Here is a 21,735-nt window from a genome sequence, read left to right as displayed (position 1 = left end):
ACCCGCAATTTATCGCCAGACCCGCATGAAATATGGGTCTGGCGTAAGGAGGATGACAGCTAGGGGGCGGGCGGCATTGCGCCCGCCCATGCCCGGGCCGGAACGACGATCAGGCCGGATGCTGCTGGGCCAGTTCCTGCAGGTCGTCCGGCACGGCCAGGTCGGGAACGGCCTGGCGCAGTTCCTGCAGCGCGTGCGCGGCGTCTTCCTGTTGATCGTCCTGCATCAGGCTGCGGATATGGGCCAGCCGCGACTCGATTTCTTCGTCGCTCAGGGCGGCCTGCGCCTGGGCGGGTTCCTGCGCGGCCGCCTCGGGCTGGGCGGCGCCCGGCGCCGGCGCTGCGGCCGCGGGGGCGGCCTGCTGCGGCGGTACCGAAGTGTCGGCCGCGGGCAATGCGGCGCGTTGCGCGGCGGGGGCTTCCTGCGTCTGGGCAACGGCGGGTTCGGCGGCGGGGGCGCGGTCTTGATCCGTCCCTGGTTCGCTGGGCGCCATCAGTTGTGCGATCGGATTGCTGTCCAGCGCGTCGGCGTTCTCGCGCATGTTGGTCCAGGTGAACAGGCCGGCGACCAGGAAGGCGCAGGCGGCGGCGGCCCAGCCGGGGTGCCAGCTATGTCCGGGATGCCAGCTGCGTCGTACCGCCGCGTCCAGTTCCGGACTGCCGGATCTGGTCTTACGGTACAGGGCGCGCAGGTCCAGCTCGTCGTCTTCGTCGAATGGGGGGCGATACGTAGTGCTCATGCGCGTACTCCTCGCGGATGCGCCCGGTGGCAAGGCGCATGCACGTTTGACCTTCGCGTTCGCCGCGCCGGTGGTCCGGCGGTCTCGTCAGGCTTGGGTCGTGTTCCGGTTTAGTGCGGCGTCCTGGAAAGCCGCCCAGCGATCACGCGGCGATTTCGCCATTGCGCCCGGACCAGGACCGGGCGCCGGCACCGCCTTAAAGGCCGGCGGATTGTCGTTGCGTGTGATCGCCTGATTATGCGCGATTTGCAAAAATCCGGCAGTTAATTTCTTGTATCTGGCCCCCAGTTTCTCGAATTCTTGCGGTTTTCGAAAGTCTGTCGAAAGATTCATGCACCAGGCCGGGGCATCCGCAGTCGATGACGACGCAAAATCGTCCTTATGCGATGGCCGCGTGCGGCAAACGGGGCAAGCGATACCGGTAAACTCTGGCATGGCCAAGAATCGAACCGTTTACGTTTGCGCCGAATGCGGCGGCACCACCCCGAAGTGGCAGGGCAAATGCCCGCACTGCAATGCCTGGAACACGCTGGAGGAAACCGTGGAGTCGTCCGCCCCGTCGGCGGCCGCCCACCGGTATGCGCCGCTGGCCAGCAGCAGTCCGGTGCGCAGCCTGTCCGAGATCGAGGCCCGCGAGACGCCGCGCCAGCCCACTGGCCTGGATGAATTCGATCGCGTGCTGGGCGGCGGCCTGGTGGCCGGCGCCGTGGTGCTGATCGGCGGCGATCCCGGCATCGGCAAGTCCACCCTGTTGCTGCAGGCGCTGGCGTCCCTGTCCGAGACCACCTCGGTGCTGTACGTGACCGGCGAGGAATCGGCCGAGCAGGTCGCGCTGCGCGCCCGCCGGCTGGGCCTGGCCACCGGCAACGTCAACCTGCTTGCCGAGATCCGGCTGGAGGCGATCCAGGCCGCCGTGTCCGAGCAGAAGCCGACGGTGGCCGTGATCGACTCGATCCAGACGCTGTACAGCGGCGAGCTGACCGCCGCGCCCGGCTCGGTGTCGCAGGTGCGCGAATGCGCCGCGCAGCTGACGCGGCTGGCCAAGCAGACCGGCATCGCCATCGTCATGATCGGCCACGTCACCAAGGACGGCGCGCTGGCCGGGCCGCGCGTGCTGGAGCACATCGTCGACACGGTGCTGTACTTCGAGGGCGATACGCATTCCTCGTACCGGTTGGTGCGCGCGTTCAAGAACCGCTTCGGCGCCGTCAATGAGCTGGGCGTGTTCGCCATGACCGATCGCGGCCTGCGCGGCGTGGCCAATCCGTCCGCGCTGTTCCTGTCGCAGCACGAGCAGCAGGTCGCCGGCTCCTGCGTGATGGCCACGCAGGAAGGCACGCGGCCGCTGCTGGTCGAGATCCAGGCGCTGGTGGACAGCTCGCACGCGCCCAATCCGCGGCGCCTGACCGTGGGCCTGGAGGGCAACCGCCTGGCCATGCTGCTGGCGGTGCTGCACCGGCACGCGGGCGTGTCCACCTTCGACCAGGACGTGTTCGTCAACGCCGTCGGCGGCGTGCGCATCACCGAGCCGGCGGCCGACCTGCCGGTGCTGCTCGCCATCATGTCGTCGCTGCGCGATCGGCCGCTGCCGCGCGGCCTGATCGCGTTCGGCGAGGTCGGCCTGGCCGGCGAGATCCGGCCCGCGCCGCGCGGCCAGGAGCGTTTGCGCGAGGCCGCCAAGCTGGGCTTCAGCGTGGCGCTGATCCCCAAGGCCAACGCGCCGCGCCAGCCCATCGAGGGCCTGGAGATCTGGGCGGTCGACCGGCTTGACGCCGCGCTGGAAAAATTGCGCTGAGAGCGGCCTGTCCGAACTCACGCATGGCGCGAGCCAGGCCCCGGGCCTGAACGCGATTCTCATCCGACATCTTGACCGCCCGCGCGCATGGCGCGGGCAAGCTGGAGCAAGCCGTGAACCTGTTCGTCATCGTCCTGTGCCTGGCCGCGGGCGGCCTCATCGGCTTCATGGGCGGCGTGCTGGGCATCGGCGGCGGGCTGATCGCGATTCCAGCGCTGGTGCTGCTGATGGACCTGCCGCAGCAGCTGGCGCAGGGCACGGCGCTGATCATGGTGCTGCCCACCATCATGATGGCCGTGCGCAAGTACAACCAGCAGGTGCGCATCGACAAGCGCGTGGCCGCGGCCGGGGCGGCGGGCGCGGTCGTGTTCACCTGGTTCGGCGCGCGGCTGGCGCTGGGCATCGACTCAAGCAGCCTGCGCCTGAGCTTCGCCGTGTTCCTGTTCTTCATCGCGCTGTTCTATGTATGGCAGACCTGGCGCGCCTCGCGGCCGACGGTGGCGCGCGGCGCGGGCAAGGATCAGAACAAGGACGCACGCAACAGCACCGGCAAGGAAGCCTCGCGACAGAGCGCCGCGCCTGTCTTCACGCCGCGCCGCGCCAGCGCGCTGGGCATGTTGTGCGGCACGCTCGGCGGCTTCTTCGGCGTCGGCGGCGCGGTGCTGGCCGTGCCCATCATCACCTCGGTGTTCCGCCTGCCGCAGACCACCGCGCAGGCGCTGGCCCTGAGCATGGTGATACCCGGCTCCACCATCGCGCTCATCACGTACACCTGGGCCGGGCAGGCCAACTGGATGGTGGGCGCGCCGCTGGCCGTGGGCAGCCTGGCCTTCGTGCCGGTGGGCGTGCGCCTGGCCTATCGTCTTCCTGAACGCCGGCTGAGAGCCTGCTTCGCGCTCATGCTGTTCGCCACGGTGGCGCTGCTGGTATTCGAAGCATGATTGTCACGATCTCATGACCAAGCGTTAGCGCGGGAAAATTTCTGGTTCCGCGCAGAACCTTCGCGCCGGTCTGCATTCCAACGAAGTACGGGGCTTGCGGCGAACACCTTGCCGCACCTTGCTGGAAGAAGGCCCTGGGCCTTTGATCATTCAGGAGTACATGACATGACGACCCACTCCCGTATTGCCGCGTTCCTTTCCACCTCGGCCCTGTGCCTGGGTCTCGCGGCAGCGCCGGCGGCCTTCGCCGCGGACGCGACCGCCAAGCCGGGCGAAACCAAGAGCCAGATGGAGCACGGCGGCAAACACCACAAGGCCGACAAGACCTCGGCCAAGCCGGCGGCCGCCAAGCCCGCCGCCGCCAAGTCCGACAAGATGGACAAGACCGACAAGGCCGGCGCGATGACGCCGGCGACCACGCCGGCCAAGTAAACCGGCGCGGGCCACACCCGCAGTTCCTTTGCAAAGAGATTCCGACGCGGCGCCGTCGCCGCCCGGAAACTCGAAAGCCTCCCGGTATGGGCACCGGGAGGCTTTTTTCATTCCGGTGTCCAGGCGCAACCCCTACGCCCGCAAGAACCCGATGCCCCCAAGCGGGGCAGCGCGGAGCCGGCTTTGCCGGTCCGCAGCTGCGCCCCCTTGAGGGGGAAGCGCGGAGCGCTTCGGGGGTGGACCTACTCCACCGGCGTCACCACGCGGCCGGTCTCGAAGAACGCGCGCAGATTGTCCAGCATCAGGTCTTCCATGTCCTGGCGCGTTTCCAGCGTGGCGCTGCCGATGTGCGGCAGCAGCACGGCCTGGTCGCTGCCCAGCAGCGCCTGCGGCACCTTGGGCTCGTGCTCGAACACGTCCAGCGCGGCCCAGCCCAGCTTGCCCGCTTCCAGCGCGGCGACCAGCGCGGCTTCGTCGATGACGGGACCGCGCGCGATGTTCACGACGATGCCCTTGGGGCCCAGCGCTTCCAGCACTTCCTGGTTCACCAGATGGCGCGTGCCCGCGCCGCCCACCGTGGCCACGATCAGGAAATCGGCCCAGCGCGCCAGCTCGACCAGCGAGGCTTCGTAGCCGTATGCCACGTCGTCGCGCTTTCTGCGGTTGTGATAGCGCACCTGCATGTCGAAGCCCGCGCCGCGCTTGGCGATGGCATCGCCGATGCGGCCCAGGCCGACGATGCCCAGCTTCTTGCCGCTGACGCGCATGCCCAGCGGAATGCTGCCGTGAATCTGGCCCCACTGCCCGCCGCGCACGAAGCGCTCGCCCTGGCCCATGCGGCGCGCGGCCGCGATCAACAGGCCCCAGGCCAGGTCCGCCACGCAGTCCGTCAGCACGTCGGGCGTATTGCTGACCTGCACGCCGCGCGCCTGCGCCGCCGCCACGTCGATGGTCTCGTAGCCCACGCCCCAGCTGCAGATGGCCTTCAGGTCCGGCAGGGCGTCGATCAGTTCGGCGTTGGCGCCGAAGTTGGCCGAGGTGACGATGGCCGTGATGCCCTTGCCGTGTTCGGCCAGGGCGGCCTTGCGGTCGGGGAATTTCCAGAGTTCGACGACGTCGTAGCGGTCGGCCAGGGTCTGGTTGGCGGAGGGGGAACCGGCCAGCGAACCGACCTGGATGATGCGAGGCTTGGTGGTCATGTTGTCGTACAAGTGGGTGGCGAAAGGTCCATGCTACTTGATTCGACGCGGATGGCGAGCCTGTGCTTGAGCGGGCCTGGTGCCAGGGGCGGGTTCAGCAGAGATGGCCCGTGGCTCGCCGCATGCGCGGCCCCGGCTCCGCACGCGGGGCGCTCCAGCAGGCGTCTTGTGCCAGCCGTCTGGCTTCGCGGGCGGGCTGAACGCGTTCAGCTGACTTGTCTGGGTTATCGTCTGGCGGTGATCGGGAATTCGATCGTGTAGATTCCCGGCGTTCGTGCGGGTATTGAATTTGCTGCTCCCAAGACGAATGGGGCTCCTGTTGTCGGATGGATCAATGGGGCCCGCCAGAGTGGGTCGCAGGGCAAGATGGATATGGAAGGTGTGCTATCGATATGAAATCCAATAATTTCTTCGAGCTGTATCAGGTTCAGGTTTCCGAGAACCCTGTGAAACACGAATATCTCAAAGAAATTTTCATCGCTGCGATCGAGGACGGTTATTGGCGCGACGGGGACAAGTTTCCCACCGAGCAGGAGATGGCGGCGCTGGTGCCGTTCAGTCTGGGGACCATCCAGAAAGCCGTCGGTTCCCTGGTCAGCAGCGGCTATGTCCAGAGAAAGCGGGGCGCGGGAACGTTCATCATCCCCAGAGAGAAGCGATTGGGGGAACCCTGGATCTATCGCGTGCTTTCGGTTGATGGGACAAGATTCGTGCCCATGACCAGCACCGTGCTGCGGCGGATCCAGGTTGAATCGGATGCGCTGTGGGCGAATTGGCTGCGCGGCGACGCCAATGATTGTGAGATCGTCCGCCTAGACCGGAAGATCGTCGCCGAGGGCTATGCCTTCATCAGCCAGTACTTCGCGGATGTGAACCGGTTCCCATACTTCATGGAGGCTACGCTGGACAGCATGAAGGGAGAGAACTTCGTGCAGTTGACCAAGAATGTATACAAGGTATCTGCCTCGAATGTCATGCGCTCGGTTAGAACCATCGCGCTTCCAAAAAGCATCTTGAGCGATCTTGATGTGTCGGGAAAGGTGTCTGGGACTCATGTTGAAATCATGGGGAGCACCTCTGCCGGGCAACCCGTTTTCTATCAGCAGCTGTTCTTGCCCGCGGGCGGGCTGCGCCTGTGCGTCTGAATTCCGCCCTGGATTTTTCACGGGGATCCTGCCCGCCCAGGTGTTGGGCGGTCGTGCGAATCGAATCATGCTCTGTTTGATACCTACAACTATCAAAAGCACGTCAACAGAAGCAGATCAGGCCCACCACGACACTTGCCTCGCCATCGGCCCCTGAGCACCGTGGCGGTGGTCTTGCCGTTCGATGCGCGGCAAGACATCGTTCTCGCGTACAGGGATTGCCGTCATCTCGCCTGCATGGTGGTTGCCGGCGCCGCGCGCGCCCGAACTGCCCGAGACATCGTGCTGACCTGCATGGCACGGGCTCACGGGGCGGTTCAGTGGCCATCTTGCTAGTGACGTGTCTCTAAATACACCATAGTATTGATTTTATTCTGGCTGTCTTCGACCGCCCGGAAGATATGTCATTTAACTAGGTAAACCCAAAAAAATAAGGGTGCTAAGTCAGGGAAAACACCAATCCGATTCCTTTCTTTTCTTCTATTACTATATAGTAATTGATCTTGAAAGGAGGGTCCCATGGACGTGCAACGCAAGAAGATCGGCATCGTTGATACCACGCTGCGCGATGCCCATCAGTGCCTTTGGGCAACACGAATGAAGACAGCGCACATGCTTCCCGTGGCGGAAGCCATGGACAAGGCAGGCTTCGCGCAGATAGACCTGGTCGCGCCGATTCAATTCGACGTCAGCGTTCGCTACCTGAAAGAGGATCCGTGGGAGCGCGTGCGCCTGATGCGCAGCAAGGTTCAAAACACGCCGCTGCGCTTTCTTGTCCGAAGCAAGAACCTGATGACGTTCGACACCTTGCCCGACGACATCCTGGAGCTGTGGGTCGAGCGGGCCGTGGCCAATGGCTTTCGCGTCGTCGGCGCGTTCGATGGCCTGAACGACGTCGAGAACATTCTGGCGTCCACGCGCGTCGCGAAGCGCCTGGGCGTGACGACGTTTGGCGCCTTGTCGTACTCGCTCAGTCCTGTCCATACGGACGAGCTGTACGTCAAGACCGCGCGAGAACTGGTCCAGAGCAAGGTCATCGACGGCATCATGCTCAAGGACGCCGCCGGCCTGCTGACGGTTGATCGAATCCGGACGCTGGTTCCCGCGATCAAGCGCGTGATCGGTGACATGCCGCTGGAAATTCACAGCCACTGTCTGACCGGACTCGCGCCGCTTGTCTACCTGGAAGCGGTGAAGTGCGGCGCGGATATCCTGCACACATCCATCGCGCCGCTGGCGAACGGCGCGGCGCAACCCGCCACGCAAAGTGTCGCCCGCAACCTTCGGCTGATGGGCTACGACGTGCCGATTGACGACCTGACCGTCGATCATGTGGGCGAGCATTTCAGGCGTATCGCCGAAGCTGAGGGAAAGCCTGTTGGCGAGGTGCTGGAGTATGACGCGTTCCACTACCAGCACCAGATGCCGGGCGGCATGCTGAGCAATTTCAAGTCGCAGTTGGCAGAGGCCGGGCTTTCCGATCGATTCGATCAGCTGCTGGAGGAAGTGGCCAGGGTGCGCGAGGAGTTGGGCTACCCGATCATGATCACGCCCTTTGCGCAATTGGTCGGGACCCAGGCGGTACTCAATGTGGTTCACGGCGAGCGATATCGCGTCGTGCCGAATGAGATCAAGAAATACGCGCTGGGATATTACGGGAAGCTCTTGGCGCCTGTTGTCCCCGACGTGATCGATCGCATTGTGGAGAACGGCTCGAAGCAGATCGCGTTGAAGCCGGTCGCACCCGAGCCTGCGGTCGCCGCGCTTCGCAAGAAGTATCCGACGGCGTCAGACGATGAGCGGCTGCTGCGATACATGTTCGCCGGCTCCCAGGTCGACGACATGCTGCGCGAGAAGGGCGCCAATACATACGAGTACCAGCACGAGCATTCCATCGTCGCCTTGCTCAAGCATCTCTCGCAGCGCCCCAAGATTGGCCGCGTGCATATTTCGCAGGGCGATTTCCAATTGAACATCGTGGGTTCCTGAACCATCCCGGCCCACCCCAGGAGAAAACTGAATGACCGATAAGACCCTTACCTACCAGGACGTCAGGGAAATCATCAAGCTTGTCGAGGAAGCCGACAAGTTTGGCGAGTTTCGATTGCGCTACAACGACATCGAGATTTCGCTGAGCAAGCATGCGCCGCTTGGCGATGCCGCGACTCAGGCACAACGTCCTTTGCCTGGCTCCGAGCCGGTCGCCGTGTCCGTGGAGCCGGCGCCGCAAACCGCGATCCGTGTCCCCGGGGCGGCATCGAACACGACGCCGGCACCCGCTGCCCATGTCCGCAATGAATGGCCAGAGCATTTCGTCACGGTCCGTGCGCCCATGGTCGGAACGTTCTATTGCGCTCCCGAGCCTGGCGCGAAGCCCTTTGTCGCCGTCGGAGACGTGATTGCCGCGCACGACACGGTGTGCATCATTGAAGTCATGAAGTTGATGAACGCACTGTCGGCGCAATCGGGTGGCATCGTCCGGGAAATCCTGGTCTCCGACGGGGACACCGTGGAATACGGACAGCCTCTCATCGTGATCGAGCCTGCCAACTGAGAGGGGTGTGTCGATGGGTTCGAAGATCAAGCGGTTGTTGGTTGCAAACCGTGGCGAAATCGCCGTCCGCATCCTGCGGGCGTGCCGCGAGTTGGGCATTGAAACGGTTCAGGTTTTCTCCGAGGCGGACAGGGACTCGCTCGCGGTTCGCATGGCGGACCGCGCGGTTTGCATCGGCGGCCCCAAGCCGCAAGATAGCTACTTGAACGCGCAGCGGATTCTGGGAGCGGCGTCGGCGCTTGGCGTGGATGCGATTCATCCTGGGTATGGGTTCCTCTCGGAGAACGCCGATTTCGCCGATCTGGTCGAAGCGGAGGGCTTCATTTTCGTGGGGCCGACAGGCGCCTCGATACGCGCGATGGGAGACAAGGCAACGGCGAGGAAGCTGGCCGAAGAGGCCGGCGTGCCAACCACTCCCGGTTCCAAGGGCATCGTGGCGTCCGCCGAGGAAGCGGCATCGATCGCTGAGAGCATCGGCTATCCCGTGCTGTTGAAGGCCTCGGCGGGTGGCGGAGGGCGGGGAATGCGCGTCGTCAACGATGCGTCGATGATCGAGAAGGCGTTTCTCGAAGCCTCGCGCGAAGCCATGATTGCGTTCGGCAATGGCGCCATGTATCTGGAAAAATTCCTGACAGATATCCGGCACATCGAGATCCAGGTGCTGGGTGATGGCCACAACATCCTGCATCTGGGCGAGCGCGACTGTTCCTCGCAACGCCGCAATCAGAAGCTTGTGGAGGAGAGCCCGTCGCCGGTGTTGAGCGCAGCGTTGCGCGCGAAGATAGGCGAGGCGGCAGTCAGCTTGTGCAGGCATGTGCAGTATCGCAGCGCCGGCACGATCGAGTGCATTCTCGATCCCGCGTCGCAGCGCTTCTACTTCATGGAAATGAACACGCGGATCCAGGTCGAGCATCCTGTCACTGAAATGGTCTGCGGAATTGACCTGGTCAAGGCTCAGATCCGCATCGCGTCGGGGGAACGCATCGAGCTGCTTCAGGCGGACGTCCGGCTCAACGGTCACGCCATTGAATGCCGCATCAATGCCGAAGACCCGGAACAGGATTTCCAGCCCAAGCCTGGCAAGGTCCAGCGGTATTCCCCGCCCGGCGGCATCGGCGTGCGAATGGATAGCCATATCTTTTCGGGCTACGTGGTGCCGCCTTATTACGACTCCCTGTTGGGCAAGGTGATCTGCTGGGGAGAATCCAGGGCCGAGGCGATTGCGCGGATGCAGCGTGCGCTTCAGGAGCTTGAAATCGAAGGCGTGCAGACGACGCGCGAATTCCATCTTCAGCTGATCGGCAGTCCTGACTTCGCAGAAGCCAGGATCCATACGCGGTACATCCAGGATACCTACCTGAAGCAACTGGCCGAAGCGCGAAAAATGAGCTAGCGCAGGGAGTGATGCCACATGGAGGTGGCGTCACTTTCTGGATTGATGGTCCACGCACGATGGTTCGTGCGCCCCAGCGGCGATACGGAAGGAGGCCGTCGGAGGTGCGGCCGAAGCGCTATTTCCCGGATAGCTGGAAGTCGAGCATTCACATTCACAAGAATAAAACCCAACACAGGCAATGACAGGCGCCGCGAGCACCCGTGATCGCTTGAAATCCAAAGGAGACAGTTTTGTCTGATAGCCATTCCGTGCCTATTCAGGTGAAAGAGGCCGCCGCGGAAGTCTCGCTGCAATTCGAGAAGATATATGCCAACAAGAGTTTCTCGAAACTGGTTTCCAGTCGAAATCGACTTGTTTGTTCGCTGTTGCTTGTTATTTTCCTGGGCTATTTCGGATTTCTGGGCGTTGTATGCCTGATGCCGAAATTCGCCGCGCAGCCGTTCTACGCCGGGAGCGGCTTGACGGTGGGGATCGCCGCCGAGCTGGCCTTGTTCCTGCTGTTCCTGATCATCTCCACGATCTATGTCTCGTTCGCGAACGGCAAGTTCGATCCGATGCTCCGCAGCCTCGTGGAGAAGGCGGGCGAGGGGAGGACGCAATGACACGCGCGCGAAAGCTCTTGATTCTTTTCCTGGGGTGGGCGCTGGCATCGCCGGCGGCATGGGCTGATGTCGCAATCGGAGAGACGTCGCGCCAGCCCGTCAATGTGCATGCGATCGCGCTGTTTTTCTGCTTTGTGCTGGTCACGCTGGGAATCACCGTATGGGCGGCGAAGCGAAGCCGATCCGCTTCGGATTTCTACAGCGCGGGTGGCGGCATAAGCAGCATGCAGAATGGGCTGGCCCTGGCGGGAGACTATATGTCCGCCTCGACGCTGCTGGGGATCACCGCGATCATCTACACGGATGGCATCGACGGCTATATCTATCTGATCGCGTTCTTTACAGGTTGGCCGGTGCTGTTGCTGCTGATGACCGACAGATTGAGGAACCTGGGAAAGTTCACCTTCGCGGATGTCACGTCCTACCGGCTGGCCCAGCGTCCGATCCGGGCCATGTCGGCGCTTGGCTCGCTGGTCGTGGTCTGCTTCTATCTGATCGCCCAGATGGTTGGCGCGGGACAGTTGATCAAGCTCTTGTTTGGGCTGGAATACAACTGGGCGCTGATCATCGTCGGCTTCCTGATGATGGCATACGTCATTTTCGGGGGGATGGTGGCCACCACGTGGGTGCAGATCACCAAGGCGTTTCTGTTGCTGATCGGCGGCACGATCGTGGCCTTGCTCGCGTTCTCGAAATTCGACTTTGATTTCGAGGCGCTGGTTTCCCGTGCCATGGAGATTCACCGGAGCGGGGCGGCGTTGCTGATGCCGGGCAAGCTTCTGGGGGATCCCGTCGCCGCGATTTCCTTGAGCCTTGGCCTCATCTTCGGCACGGCGGGGATGCCTCATATCCTGATGCGATTCTTCACGGTGAAGGATGCAAAGGAAGCGAGGAAATCCGTGTTGTATGCCAGTGGCTTCATCGGATATTTCTTCAACGTGCTGCTGATTCTGGGGCTGGCGTCCATCGTCATCGTCAGCCAGGACTTGAGGTTCTTCGAGGCGGGCGACATCAACGGCAAGTTGCTGGGCGGCGGAAACATGGTGGCGATGCACCTTGCGCATGCCGTGGGCGGTGACTTGATGTTCGGTTTCCTCGCGGCGATCACGTTTGCCACCATTCTGGCCGTCGTGTCGGGGCTGGCGCTTGCCGGGGCATCGGCGATCGCGCGTGACTTCTATGTTCACGTCATCTGTCGAGGGGTGGCCGACGAAGCCAAGGAGCTGCGACTCACGAAGTTCGCGACGCTGGCATTGGGTGTCGTGGCCATCCTGCTGGGCATTGTTTTCCAGAAAGTGAATGTCGCTTTCATGGTGGCCATCGCGTTCGGCGTGGCGGCGTCGGCCAATTTTCCCGTCCTGTTTCTTTCGATGTTCTGGCGCGGACTTACAACAAGAGGGGCATTGGCCGGCGGCTATACCGGCCTGGTGTCCGCCGTGGCCCTGGTCTGTGCCTCGAAGTCCGTGTGGGTCAACGTTCTGGGCTACGCGGATGCGCTCTTTCCGTATGAACAGCCGGCGCTGTTCTCGATGCCTTTGGCGTTCGCCGTGGCCATCGTCGTGTCGCTGTTGGACCGCAGCGAGGCGGCGGCGTCAGAGCGCGCACGATTCCTTGATCTATATGTGCGCAGCCAGACCGGAGTGGGAGTCAGTGCGCCCGCCTCGCACTAGCGTGGGTCGTAGCTCGACTTCGCTGCCGTTGGCCAGGGCTGGCGGTAGCTCGTTCCCAGGCCGCCTCAAGTTCTCGTCAGCCGAAAGTGAAGGCGTAGGCTTCAACGCCTGGGTCCAGGAATTCGATCTGAAAGACCCGGTCCCGGTCCGGCGACTGTTGCCGGATGAGCTGATAGAGCTTCTGCCGGTCGATGACGCCTTCTCCCTGCGCGTTGATGTCTGTTCCGTGGTCGGCCAGCGGCGGTCGGCCGTCCAGCGTGACGCGAAAGCGCAGCGGCCGGCCATCCGCGGAGGGGCCCAGCACCATGTGCAGGTCGCGGGCGCGAAAGCGCTGGATGATGCGGCCGTTGGACTCGGTGGCCACCGCGCGCTCCGGTTCCAGTCGCCATGAGCCGGCCAGCGTCCACTGGTTCGCGCCCAGTTCGGCCGCGGGCGCATACACCCGCTCCCTGTCCGGCAGGATCGGAGTGGCGCCCGGCGCGTAGTCGCTTGCCTTGTCATGGCCCAGATAGCTCTCGCCGGAATGCAGCGCGGACCACTGCGGAGGCGCTTCCACGCCGCGGGCTTCCGGCGTCACGACGCTGGCATCGGGAAGCTTCCGCCCCGCCTGTGCAAGCAGATCCTGGATCATCCGCTCCGTTCGCGCGTAGTCGTGCTCGCCCGCCACGGCGTAGCGCAGGCGACCCCGACCATCGAGCAGGTAGAAGGCGGGCCAGGACTGATTGTGGAACGCGCGCCATAGCTTGAACGCGTTGTCCTGGGCGACCGGATACCGGATGCCCAGATCCGCGACGGCCTGGCGCACATTGGCTGGGCGCCTCTCGAATGCAAATTCGGGCGCGTGCACGCCTATCACCGTCAGCCCCGCATCCTTGTACTTTTCGTGCCAGGTCTTCAGATAGGGGAGCGTGCGCAGGCAGTTGATGCACGAGTAGGTCCAGAAGTCGACCAGTACGATCTTGCCCTCAAGGTCGGCGGCGTCGAGCGGCGGCGAATTCAGCCAGCCGTCCGTGCCAGGCAGCGCCGCCAGCGGACCGCTGGCGGCCGCTGGTGCCTGGACGGACGAACTCGGGCGCACTTGTGCGATCAGTTGCTGTTCCAGTCGCGCGATGCCGGGCGCCGTCGCGCTGGAGACGAGCGCCGGATTCCAGCCGAGCGCAGGCAAGGCAACGCCGGCCAGCACGGCGGCGCCCGCAAGACGGCGCATGCCGTTGGCCAGCGGCACGACGCGGCGCAGGGCGGCCGCCATGCGACGTCCCAGCCACAGCGCCGCGGCCAGCGCCAGCGCGGCACCGCATGCGAACGACAACAGCAGCAGGGACGTCTCGATATTCGCCCCGTTGAGCGCCGCGCCGGTGAGCAGCAGCCCGAGGATGGGGCCGGCGCACGGCGCCCACAGCAGACCGGTGCCGATGCCCACTCCAATGGACAGCAGCCCGGTCATGCGCGGCGCGCCGGGCGCGCTGTCGGTCAGGCGCTTGCCCAGGGCAAGCAAGGGCCGGCTCATCCAGTCGCTCACCGTGGGCAGCAGGAGCGCGAGCCCGAAGAGCGCCAGCAGTCCCATCGCGGCATGGCGCGCGCCTTCATTGAGTGTCACCACCCACGATCCGCCGACAGCCGCAAGGCTGGCGACTGCCGCGAAAGCGACAGCCATGCTCGCCAGCAGGGGCAACGCATGCGTACGGAATGAGCCCGAACCACGCGCGAACACGAACGGCAGGATGGGCAGGATGCACGGGCTCACGATGGTGAGGATGCCGCCGATAAAGGCCACAAGCAGGATCAGCATGGGATGTACCGATAGGTGCGGGGTAGGGGAGGACGAGAGCCCGGCTTGGATTCATGGCTCTCGCTTTTGCCGGCGCGGACCGATGTCCTTGCGCGCCGTGATGGCCTGGCAGCTCAGCGGGTTGCGCAGTTCATGCGCCAGCCCGCCGGCAAACAGGATGAGCACCAGCAGGAGCTTGCGCATGTCGCTTTTCCTTCAGGACGCATGGACGCTCAGGGTCACGTCGATATTGCCGCGCGTGGCCTTTGAGTACGGGCAGATTTCGTCGGCCGCGTGGGCAATCTGTTCGGCGAGGGCCGGGTCCAGTCCGGGCAGGAACACGTTGAAGCGGGCCTGGAGCAGATAGGCGCTGCCCGACATGCCCAGGTCCACTTCCACCGCTACCGCGCGATCGTCGGGCAGTTGAACCTTCATCTGCTTGGCGATGACTTCCAGCGCGCTGGTGTAGCAGGCGGACCAGGCGCCGGCGAAAAGCTGTTCGGCGGTCGGATGGGGCTGGATGGCCTCGAACGCGTGAACCAGGCTCGGGTTGTTGGGCGTCGACAGACGGATATCGAGCCGTTCCTCGCCGTTCGGGGCGGCGCCGTTGCGGGCAACGGTCGTATGGGTCTTGCCGGTCAAGAGGACTTTCTGGATGCGGGTGGTCATGGTCAGCTCCGGGTGTTGGGTTATTTATCGCATTCGATTAAATCGAATACGATTGAAGCGCATGGTAAAGATGACCTATCCCGACGTCAATGATCGATGGCGCGGAAATTTGTATCCAATCGTTTGCGACCACATCGCATGCGATGTAAAGTGGTGCATTCGATCCGATCAGCCAGCCGTGAGGTACAGATGAAGTCCAAGACGCCAACCGATCCGTCCCAGAGAAAGCTGGCGGAATTCCTCTGCTTCGCCGTGTACTCGACCAACCTGGCGTTCGGCCGCGTGTACCGTCCCATCCTCGATGCGCTCGGGCTTACCTACACCCAATATGTGACGATGATCGCCCTCTTCGAAGAGGACGCCCAGACCGTCAGCAGCCTGGGCGAAAAGCTCTTCCTGGAGTCCAACACCCTCACGCCGATACTCAAGAAGCTTGAAGGCATGGGCTACCTGGAACGCGTGCGCGATTCAGTGGATGAGCGGCTGGTTCGGGTGCGCCTGACCGATGAGGGCCGGCTGCTGCGCGAGAAGACCGCAAGCATCAACCTGAGCGACGCTTGCGGGCTCACGGGCGATCAGTTCGCCTCCTTGCGGGAGCAGGTCGTCGCGCTGCGCGACAACCTGGTCGAGGCGGCACGCTCGAAGGGCGCTTAGGCGCCTCGACGGTGACGTATGATGGCGCTGCGTCCGATGGCCCCAGCCTTGCGGAGCTGGTTGCGCACCGTTGCAGCGTCTACCAGCATCCGAGGGCCGGCAAGCCCATGCCGTGGACCGTGCGCGTCGGCGGCAATCTGGTGGACTACGATCTCGCCCCGGTGCTATGCACCAATGACATGGGCCTGGAGCTGCAAGCCACGCTGGCCGGTCAGGCAGTCGCGCGGCGCCACGGCGCGCGCGGGCCTTTGTGGAACTGGCCGTCGAGCGGCTCATGGCGTCTTCGCAGCATGTGCTTTCGGATCAGGAGTCGATGCCGGCGGATGCCCGCCGGAATGTTTCGATCCGCAAGGCACGGGCGCGGCATGCGCAGTGGTTGGAACGGGCTTTCCGCTTGCCGTTCGAAGTGCCGCCGGGGCAGGTGTGCCGTCTTGCAGGGTTCGGGCAGGCAGACGGTTGTCTGCCTGCTAGCATGTCGGCTGGCGACTTGCTTGCCCTAGACGGTGTCTGTTGCTGGCCAGGAGCAGACTGATTGCATCAGTCTGCTTACGGGTCGGATGATCACACCGGCCGTCCTCCGGTGGCGTGCACTCCACGTTTTCACCAGATTCTGCGAAAAGGGAGATCAATGAAATCGACGAAGACAAAATCAAATGTAAGCGCGCCTTGGTTGATGAAGCACTCGGCGCTGTCCTATGCCAATCAATGGTTCATGACAGACCGCAAGTTCATGAAAGAGCTGAAAAAAAACGGCTCTCGGGCAATTGATGCCCTCGTCCTGGGAGATCTCGCGGCGAAGTACATGGTAGCCCGCGGATTCAAGACCGAAAAGGACAATCCGCTCTCGAGCAGCCAACGATGGGTGACGGCGGCAGCGCACTTAACGGTCGCCGCTCAAAGCGCGGAGCAAGCCGAAGTCAAGGTACACACTCTCGCGATTGAACTGGGCAAGGTCGCGCCGGTAAAGAGCATTACTGGAACCAATCTACTGTCGGCAGCCACGAAGTTTTTATGGTTTGCTGGCGAGCACGAGGTGCGAATACTGGACAAGCGAGCAGTTGATGCACTCGGCCGCCTCAGAGGCGTTCGAGGCAAATTGGGTGTCGACTACGAGCAGTATGCGGCAGTCTGGAAAGATCAGTTTGACGCGCACAAGGGAGTTCTGGCGGAAGCGCTCGTCGACCTGCCTCGCCAACTTGCGTGGACTTGCATCCCGTCCGATGTGCATGCCGAGGCAAAGGCGGTTTTCAAAGAACTTTGGTTCGCTGACCGCATTTTCGACAAGTACCTCTGGACACTCGGAGTCGGCGCGGATGGCGGGGCTACGTCGTTTGTCTAGGTTGACGCGCAGCGACTGGACGTGTGCGCGCTCTGAGGGTCAGCTTTTCGGGGCTCAATCGTGCATAGCCGATTTCCACTTTGGGTCGACAGTGGCCTCATGGCGACTGCTATCGGCTTCCAAGTGGCGGCCGAGATAGACTCGTAGCTCAAAACGGATGCACGCACATGAAGCCACGAGTTACCGTCATCGCCCTCGGCGTTGAAGATCTTGAGGTGTCGTTGCGCTTTTACCGAGATGGATTAGGCCTTTCCACCGACGGCATAGTAGGCACCGAGTTCGAGCATGGTGCTGTCGTCTTCTTAGATTTGCAGTCTGGCCTTCGCCTAGCGCTCTGGCCGCGGACGAGCATTTCCCACGACACGGGATTGACGGCAACGCCGATCAATCCGACTCAGATGACGCTTGGCCACAACGTCTCGTCAAGAAGCGAAGTCGACACTGTCATGGGGCAGGCGAGTATGGCAGGGGCGAGGATCATCAAGCCACCGCACGACACGTTCTGGGGCGGTTATTCAGGCTACTTTCAGGACCCCGACGGCCATTTATGGGAGGTCGTCTGGAATCCGCAGTGGTCAGAGTGAAGACTGATACGGCGCGACGACGTCCCGCCAGGCAAAGGAATCGCTGTCCAAGACGGCGATGGGGCGGCAGTGCATGTGCAACGCTTGCAAGAATCGTTGCATCTCATTGAATCGTAGAACGAAATTTCCCTGTCGATCACGCACGCGACGTCGGAACGTCCGGTTCTCGTCAATTCTTATCTCATAGGTCAGCGGCGGACTTCCGCCGACGGCCAGAAGCGGACTGCGGTCGCTGTCTTACTGGCAGCCGTTTATAGTTCGCTTTCAAACTAACAACCACCCTAAATATTCATTATGAATAGAGCTAAAAGGCCCTCTGAGAATACTCGTGCGGCACTTTCAATCTTGCGTGAGCCAAAGGCGGACCTTTTTGCTTGGGTGGTTATTGTCGTGGCCACGATAGCTGTCGTCTTGTTAGAGCTTACGTTTCTCAGCGGTCTTTTCGGGAAGGTTGGTTGGAGTCTCTTCTTTGAACTCAATGGAACAGTTTTAAGCATGTTCGGCGCACTTTGGACGGCTTTGGGCGTTCGCATGTCTCCAAATGAATTTTCAGCTCTACAAAAACTGCGAAAGAATCATGTTGCGGTCATAGATGAAATTGTTCGTACCCTTCGCACAGCCTCGCGATTTGCGACAGTGGGAGCATGGTCAATTTTATTCGGCGGAGCCTTTCTTTGTGTCAGAATATGGTTCTTTCGTTAGTTTCCGCGGATTCAACATCGCCTCGGTAATCCCGTCGATTTAAATGCACGATTTTATACAGTCGTCAATTTCGATAGATGACTGGCCGCTTTGGGTCGAAAGCTGCCCGTCACCAACGGCGGTTCGCGGCCAAAAGCGGAAGTTAGGCGAATACAATTGAGTATCTGTTTTGCAGCGATAGCGGACATCTCCGCGCCCGCACCGCTAACCCGATACCGTGAGACGCCCAGAACATAGCGGACACGCTGGATGCGTGGCCTAGACGGTCAGTCAGATCGTCTACAAGAGCATTCCAACTAGATGACCTTGTGAGGACCATTAGTGACGATCTACTCGCTTCCATCCGACCGCGCATATCTGGAGAAGCTGCAAGTGCTGAAGGCTGGGCAGCGCTGGTTTGCTTTCGATGTGCCGATGGGCAATGCTCGCAACGCGAACGCCAAGCGATTTGGCATGACGATCTGGAACTTCCACTGCATCGACGGCACGCGGGAGTTCGAGCGGTGGGGCATTACAAAGAACCCTGAGACGGGGGAGCACTGGTACCGTGTTGCGAAAGAGCGTGGCAGGCCCACCTCGCAGAACCGGCAGTCATTGTGGGATGCGCTGCATATCGCTGCAGCCATGCCACAGCCTTTCCCAATGAGGGCCATCCTGAAAGATGGTAAGACGCACCGTTGCTCGCCAGACCACGTCTTTGACATCACGGATGTCCGCCTCCAGGACGATGGTTCCGCCCTTTGGCTCAAGTTGCAAGTGCCAATGGCAGGCATTGGTACCGGGTGCGAGGAGGTCGCGCTTCCGAACACACACGCGCTCGATGGCTCGGGGCCGGCACGTAAATCCCGCGGCCATATCCTTCCTGACGAAGACTACCTGGCGATTCGCGATGCAGCAGTGCGTACGTATCTGCAAGACTCCATGCGCGCACATGAACTTGAGTCCTTGAGCGCAATCTATGGCATCAACAAAGGCACGGCCAGTGCGAACTTCAACAATTTCCGATGCCTAGTCGCGGGGGAAACGTTTAAGGCACCCATGCGCGCTTTCGGGCTGCAGCTCTTTGTCGACGCGATCGTTGCTCGGCTTGGAGAGCGCGTTGTGCCTAACGTGATTCAGGCCATCGAGGGTTACGTTCACTACGCAAAAACAAGCCTCAAACAAAGCGCTCTTGGCTTCCAGGCCATTCTCAGTGAACTTAAGCGTGAGGCTGCGCAGGCACAAGCCGTGAAGGAACTGCTAATAGCGGGAGCGTTGCCTCCAAGCAGCGGCGACGGCGGCTCGGTAGACCCTGTTGCATCAGAGCTACTGCGGGAAGTTTGGGTCCGAGGACCTCAGCACGCAGCTTTTCGGCGAGCTCTTCAACGCCGATGGTCGGACAAGTGCTCGGTTCACGGCGTCGCTTGCAATGACCAGCTCCGTGCGTCGCACATCGTCGCGTGGAGTCTTGACGAGGCTCTTCGCGGCGACGTGAACAACGGCCTGCTGCTATCGGTGCCACTGGATAACTTGTTCGACCGTGGCCTGATCTCGTTCGATGATGCCGGAGCCATTATCCTGTCCAACAAGCTGACACCCGATACCTGCAAACATTTTGGAGTCCATCCCGGTCTGCGGATTGCTTGGGATCACCTTCCTGCGAGCGACAAAGCAGCGCTTCGAGCTACGCTCGCGAGGCACCGTGCGCAGCATGGTCTTTGAGAGAAGCATTGGCAAAGCTGGAGCACACTCATTGGTCTAACACCGCAATAGATCGGCGCTTCTATTGGGAGTGCTTTGGCGAGCTTGCGACACCTGAATACTTAGCGGAGACCTCCTGCTTGGATGTACCAGCGGAAGGTACCAAAGCACCAGGAAGGCTGTAAGCAGCGGCCTGTTTGGATGTCGAAGGACCGCTTCCAACCTCCACCAGACATTGAAATCTGCAAACTGAATTTCCGCTACAAGTCGGAAACAGCCGATCGCCAAAGGCGGCTCTCGGCACGGAGCAGTCGTTGCCAAAGGCAGGGAGCGGACATCCAGTGCCGACTTTGGCGTTTGGATAGATCGCGTGCCGACGGAGTGATCAGCCTTCAAGACAATTCCACTGCTCTCCACCGCTCGGGCGCAGTACCAGCGGTGTCCCGAAGTATCGGACCGCGCGGCCCTGTCCGACGACCAGATGCAGCCCAGCGTGGCGCAATGCCTGAAAGCGCTCGAGCAACGGCGCCGGCGGCAACGGCGCGGCAGATTTTCACGCCCGGTCATGCGGTGCGGGTCGCGCGGGACATCGGCCCAGGCTCTCGCCTGGCGCCGGTAGCTCGCAGCGTCAATCCGACCCGGCCACCGCTACCCCCCGGGCCGGCCCACGCGCCCACCACCACGTCATCAGGCCGGCCGCCAGCACCACCGGCAGCATGGCCGCGTTCAGCGCTTGCCACCCGAAGGCGTCCAGCGCCGGTCCGGCCGCCAGGGTGGCCAGCGCGGTGGCGGCATAGCGCAGCATCTCGGCCGCGCCTTGCGCGCGGGCGCGTTCCGACGGACGGTAGGACTGCGCCAGCAGCGTGGTGCCGCCGACGAACATGAAGTTCCATCCCACCCCCAGGCAGAACAGCGCCGCATAGAACGCGGGCAGCGACGGCGACGTCATCGCGATCAGCGAGCACGCGACGTTCAGCAGCATGCCGGCGCCCAGCACCCGAGGCAGGCCGAAGCGCTGGATCAGCGTGCCGGCAAAGAAGGCCGGCGCGTACATGCCGACCAGGTGCCATTGCATGATGTTGGCGCCGTCACCGATGCTGTGGCTGCACGCCACGGCGGCCAGCGGCGCGGCGGTCATGATGAACATCATCGACACCGACCCGACCACGTTGTTGGCAAGCGCGGCGACGAACACCGGCTGGCGGGCCACCTCGCGCAGCGGTCGCGCCGGCAGGCCGGCCTGGGTCTCGCCTGCCGCGGCGGGCGCTTCGGCGTCGCGATAGCCGACCCACAGCAGCGCGGCCGACAGCAGCGCCAGCAAGGCCACCATCAAATACGCGCCGGCGAAGGCGACCGGTGCGAAAAGATCGCGACTCCAGGCGGCCAATGCGGGGCCGGCAATGGCAGCGATGACGCCGCCCGCCATCACCACCGAGATCGCGCGGCTCTTGGCGGCGGGCTCGACGGCGTCCGCCGCCGCCAGTCGGTAGTACTGAGCAAAGGCCTGGAATACGCCGACGAGCGCGGTGCCGGCGCAGAACACCCAGAAGTCGGCATGAAACACGGCCCATACCGATAAACCGCTGCCCGCCGCGCCAGCCAGCGCGCCCAGCGTGAATCCCCTGCGCCGGCCGATGCGCTGCATCAGCAACGAGGCAAACCAGGTGACCAGTGCGCCCGCGACCGTGATCAGCGCGAATGGCAGGGTCGACAAGGCCTTGTTGGGCGCGAGCATGTGGCCGGTCAGCGCCGTCAGCGTCAGGTCGATGGAGATGGCGGCGACGAACAGGCCCTGGCAGATGGCCAGGAGACGGGCGTTGCGACGGCCGTGGGTGGGGGAGGCTGACGGCGCTGACCGGCCACATG

At 62.8% G+C, this 21,735-nt stretch carries 20 protein-coding genes; 13 read left to right on the top strand and 7 right to left on the bottom strand.

The features are described 5' to 3' along the window. Positions 1 to 109: 109 nt before the first annotated feature. Both KDH83_RS05340 and KDH83_RS05335 read right to left on the bottom strand, forming a co-directional pair. Positions 110 to 739: a hypothetical protein gene (locus KDH83_RS05340; RefSeq protein ID WP_212313322.1), complete on the bottom strand. Its 630-nt coding sequence runs from the start codon at positions 737 to 739 to the stop codon at positions 110 to 112. A gap of 87 nt (positions 740 to 826) precedes the next feature. Further along, complete coding sequence (locus KDH83_RS05335; RefSeq protein WP_212313320.1) at positions 827 to 1,072, bottom strand: hypothetical protein; 246 nt, start codon at positions 1,070 to 1,072, stop codon at positions 827 to 829. Between the two features lie 100 nt (positions 1,073 to 1,172). On the opposite strand from KDH83_RS05335, the gene radA reads away from it, so the two are divergent. From radA to KDH83_RS05320, 3 genes are all read left to right on the top strand, one after another. Then, complete coding sequence (radA, locus tag KDH83_RS05330; protein ID WP_212313318.1) at positions 1,173 to 2,534, top strand: DNA repair protein RadA; 1,362 nt, start codon at positions 1,173 to 1,175, stop codon at positions 2,532 to 2,534. Positions 2,535 to 2,647: 113 nt separating this feature from the next. Beyond that, complete coding sequence (locus KDH83_RS05325) at positions 2,648 to 3,475, top strand: sulfite exporter TauE/SafE family protein (RefSeq protein WP_212313385.1); 828 nt, start codon at positions 2,648 to 2,650, stop codon at positions 3,473 to 3,475. A 165-nt stretch (positions 3,476 to 3,640) separates the two neighbouring features. After that, the gene (locus tag KDH83_RS05320) at positions 3,641 to 3,907 is read left to right on the top strand and encodes a hypothetical protein (protein ID WP_212313316.1); all 267 of its coding nucleotides are present in this window, start codon (positions 3,641 to 3,643) and stop codon (positions 3,905 to 3,907) included. A gap of 242 nt (positions 3,908 to 4,149) precedes the next feature. Here KDH83_RS05320 and KDH83_RS05315 read toward each other — a convergent pair whose 3' ends face one another. Next, positions 4,150 to 5,106, bottom strand: a complete 957-nt coding sequence (locus KDH83_RS05315) for a 2-hydroxyacid dehydrogenase (RefSeq protein WP_212313314.1) — start codon at positions 5,104 to 5,106, stop codon at positions 4,150 to 4,152. A 392-nt stretch (positions 5,107 to 5,498) separates the two neighbouring features. Between KDH83_RS05315 and KDH83_RS05310 the strand changes: the two genes are divergently transcribed. From KDH83_RS05310 to KDH83_RS05285, 6 genes are all read left to right on the top strand, one after another. Continuing rightward, the gene (locus KDH83_RS05310; protein WP_212313312.1) at positions 5,499 to 6,251 is read left to right on the top strand and encodes a GntR family transcriptional regulator; all 753 of its coding nucleotides are present in this window, start codon (positions 5,499 to 5,501) and stop codon (positions 6,249 to 6,251) included. 519 nt (positions 6,252 to 6,770) lie between these two features. Then, positions 6,771 to 8,240: a pyruvate carboxylase subunit B gene (locus tag KDH83_RS05305; protein ID WP_212313310.1), complete on the top strand. Its 1,470-nt coding sequence runs from the start codon at positions 6,771 to 6,773 to the stop codon at positions 8,238 to 8,240. 31 nt (positions 8,241 to 8,271) lie between these two features. Continuing rightward, positions 8,272 to 8,805 carry an acetyl-CoA carboxylase biotin carboxyl carrier protein gene (accB, locus tag KDH83_RS05300; RefSeq protein ID WP_212313308.1) on the top strand — a complete coding sequence of 178 codons (534 nt, stop codon included), beginning with the start codon at positions 8,272 to 8,274 and terminating at the stop codon, positions 8,803 to 8,805. Between the two features lie 13 nt (positions 8,806 to 8,818). After that, entirely contained in the window at positions 8,819 to 10,198 is a 1,380-nt protein-coding gene (accC, locus tag KDH83_RS05295) for an acetyl-CoA carboxylase biotin carboxylase subunit (protein WP_212313306.1), read from the top strand. A gap of 233 nt (positions 10,199 to 10,431) precedes the next feature. After that, positions 10,432 to 10,803: a DUF485 domain-containing protein gene (locus tag KDH83_RS05290; protein ID WP_212313303.1), complete on the top strand. Its 372-nt coding sequence runs from the start codon at positions 10,432 to 10,434 to the stop codon at positions 10,801 to 10,803. Further along, positions 10,800 to 12,473, top strand: a complete 1,674-nt coding sequence (locus KDH83_RS05285; protein WP_212313301.1) for a cation/acetate symporter — start codon at positions 10,800 to 10,802, stop codon at positions 12,471 to 12,473. The genes KDH83_RS05290 and KDH83_RS05285 overlap by 4 nt, the downstream gene beginning before the upstream one ends. Before the next feature lie 76 nt (positions 12,474 to 12,549). On the opposite strand, the gene KDH83_RS05280 is transcribed toward KDH83_RS05285, so the two are convergent. The 3 genes from KDH83_RS05280 to KDH83_RS05275 are packed head-to-tail and all read right to left on the bottom strand — an operon-like array spanning position 12,550 to position 14,910. After that, positions 12,550 to 14,262, bottom strand: coding sequence for a cytochrome c biogenesis protein CcdA (locus KDH83_RS05280; protein ID WP_212313299.1), 1,713 nt, complete (start codon positions 14,260 to 14,262; stop codon positions 12,550 to 12,552). Between the two features lie 51 nt (positions 14,263 to 14,313). Beyond that, positions 14,314 to 14,445 (bottom strand): hypothetical protein, encoded by a 132-nt coding sequence (locus tag KDH83_RS32840; RefSeq protein ID WP_283093801.1) that lies wholly within the window; start codon positions 14,443 to 14,445, stop codon positions 14,314 to 14,316. A 12-nt stretch (positions 14,446 to 14,457) separates the two neighbouring features. Continuing rightward, positions 14,458 to 14,910 carry an Ohr family peroxiredoxin gene (locus KDH83_RS05275; RefSeq protein WP_212313297.1) on the bottom strand — a complete coding sequence of 151 codons (453 nt, stop codon included), beginning with the start codon at positions 14,908 to 14,910 and terminating at the stop codon, positions 14,458 to 14,460. Positions 14,911 to 15,099: 189 nt separating this feature from the next. Here KDH83_RS05275 and KDH83_RS05270 point away from each other — a divergent pair, with 189 nt between their 5' ends. The 4 genes from KDH83_RS05270 (at position 15,100) to KDH83_RS32950 (ending at position 19,890) form a co-directional block, all read left to right on the top strand. Further along, positions 15,100 to 15,564 (top strand): MarR family transcriptional regulator, encoded by a 465-nt coding sequence (locus KDH83_RS05270; RefSeq protein WP_212313295.1) that lies wholly within the window; start codon positions 15,100 to 15,102, stop codon positions 15,562 to 15,564. 628 nt (positions 15,565 to 16,192) lie between these two features. After that, entirely contained in the window at positions 16,193 to 16,903 is a 711-nt protein-coding gene (locus tag KDH83_RS05265; RefSeq protein WP_212313293.1) for a hypothetical protein, read from the top strand. 167 nt (positions 16,904 to 17,070) lie between these two features. Continuing rightward, positions 17,071 to 17,487: a VOC family protein gene (locus tag KDH83_RS05260; protein ID WP_212313291.1), complete on the top strand. Its 417-nt coding sequence runs from the start codon at positions 17,071 to 17,073 to the stop codon at positions 17,485 to 17,487. Positions 17,488 to 18,510: 1,023 nt separating this feature from the next. Next, positions 18,511 to 19,890, top strand: coding sequence for an HNH endonuclease (locus KDH83_RS32950; RefSeq protein WP_212313289.1), 1,380 nt, complete (start codon positions 18,511 to 18,513; stop codon positions 19,888 to 19,890). 607 nt (positions 19,891 to 20,497) lie between these two features. On the opposite strand, the gene KDH83_RS05250 is transcribed toward KDH83_RS32950, so the two are convergent. After that, entirely contained in the window at positions 20,498 to 21,676 is a 1,179-nt protein-coding gene (locus tag KDH83_RS05250) for an MFS transporter (RefSeq protein WP_212313383.1), read from the bottom strand. Positions 21,677 to 21,735: the final 59 nt, after the last annotated feature.

The organism is Achromobacter sp. Marseille-Q0513 (assembly GCF_018195695.1).
Classification (GTDB): Bacteria; Pseudomonadota; Gammaproteobacteria; order Burkholderiales; family Burkholderiaceae_B; genus Achromobacter.
This window is presented reverse-complemented; position numbering and strand designations above follow the sequence as displayed.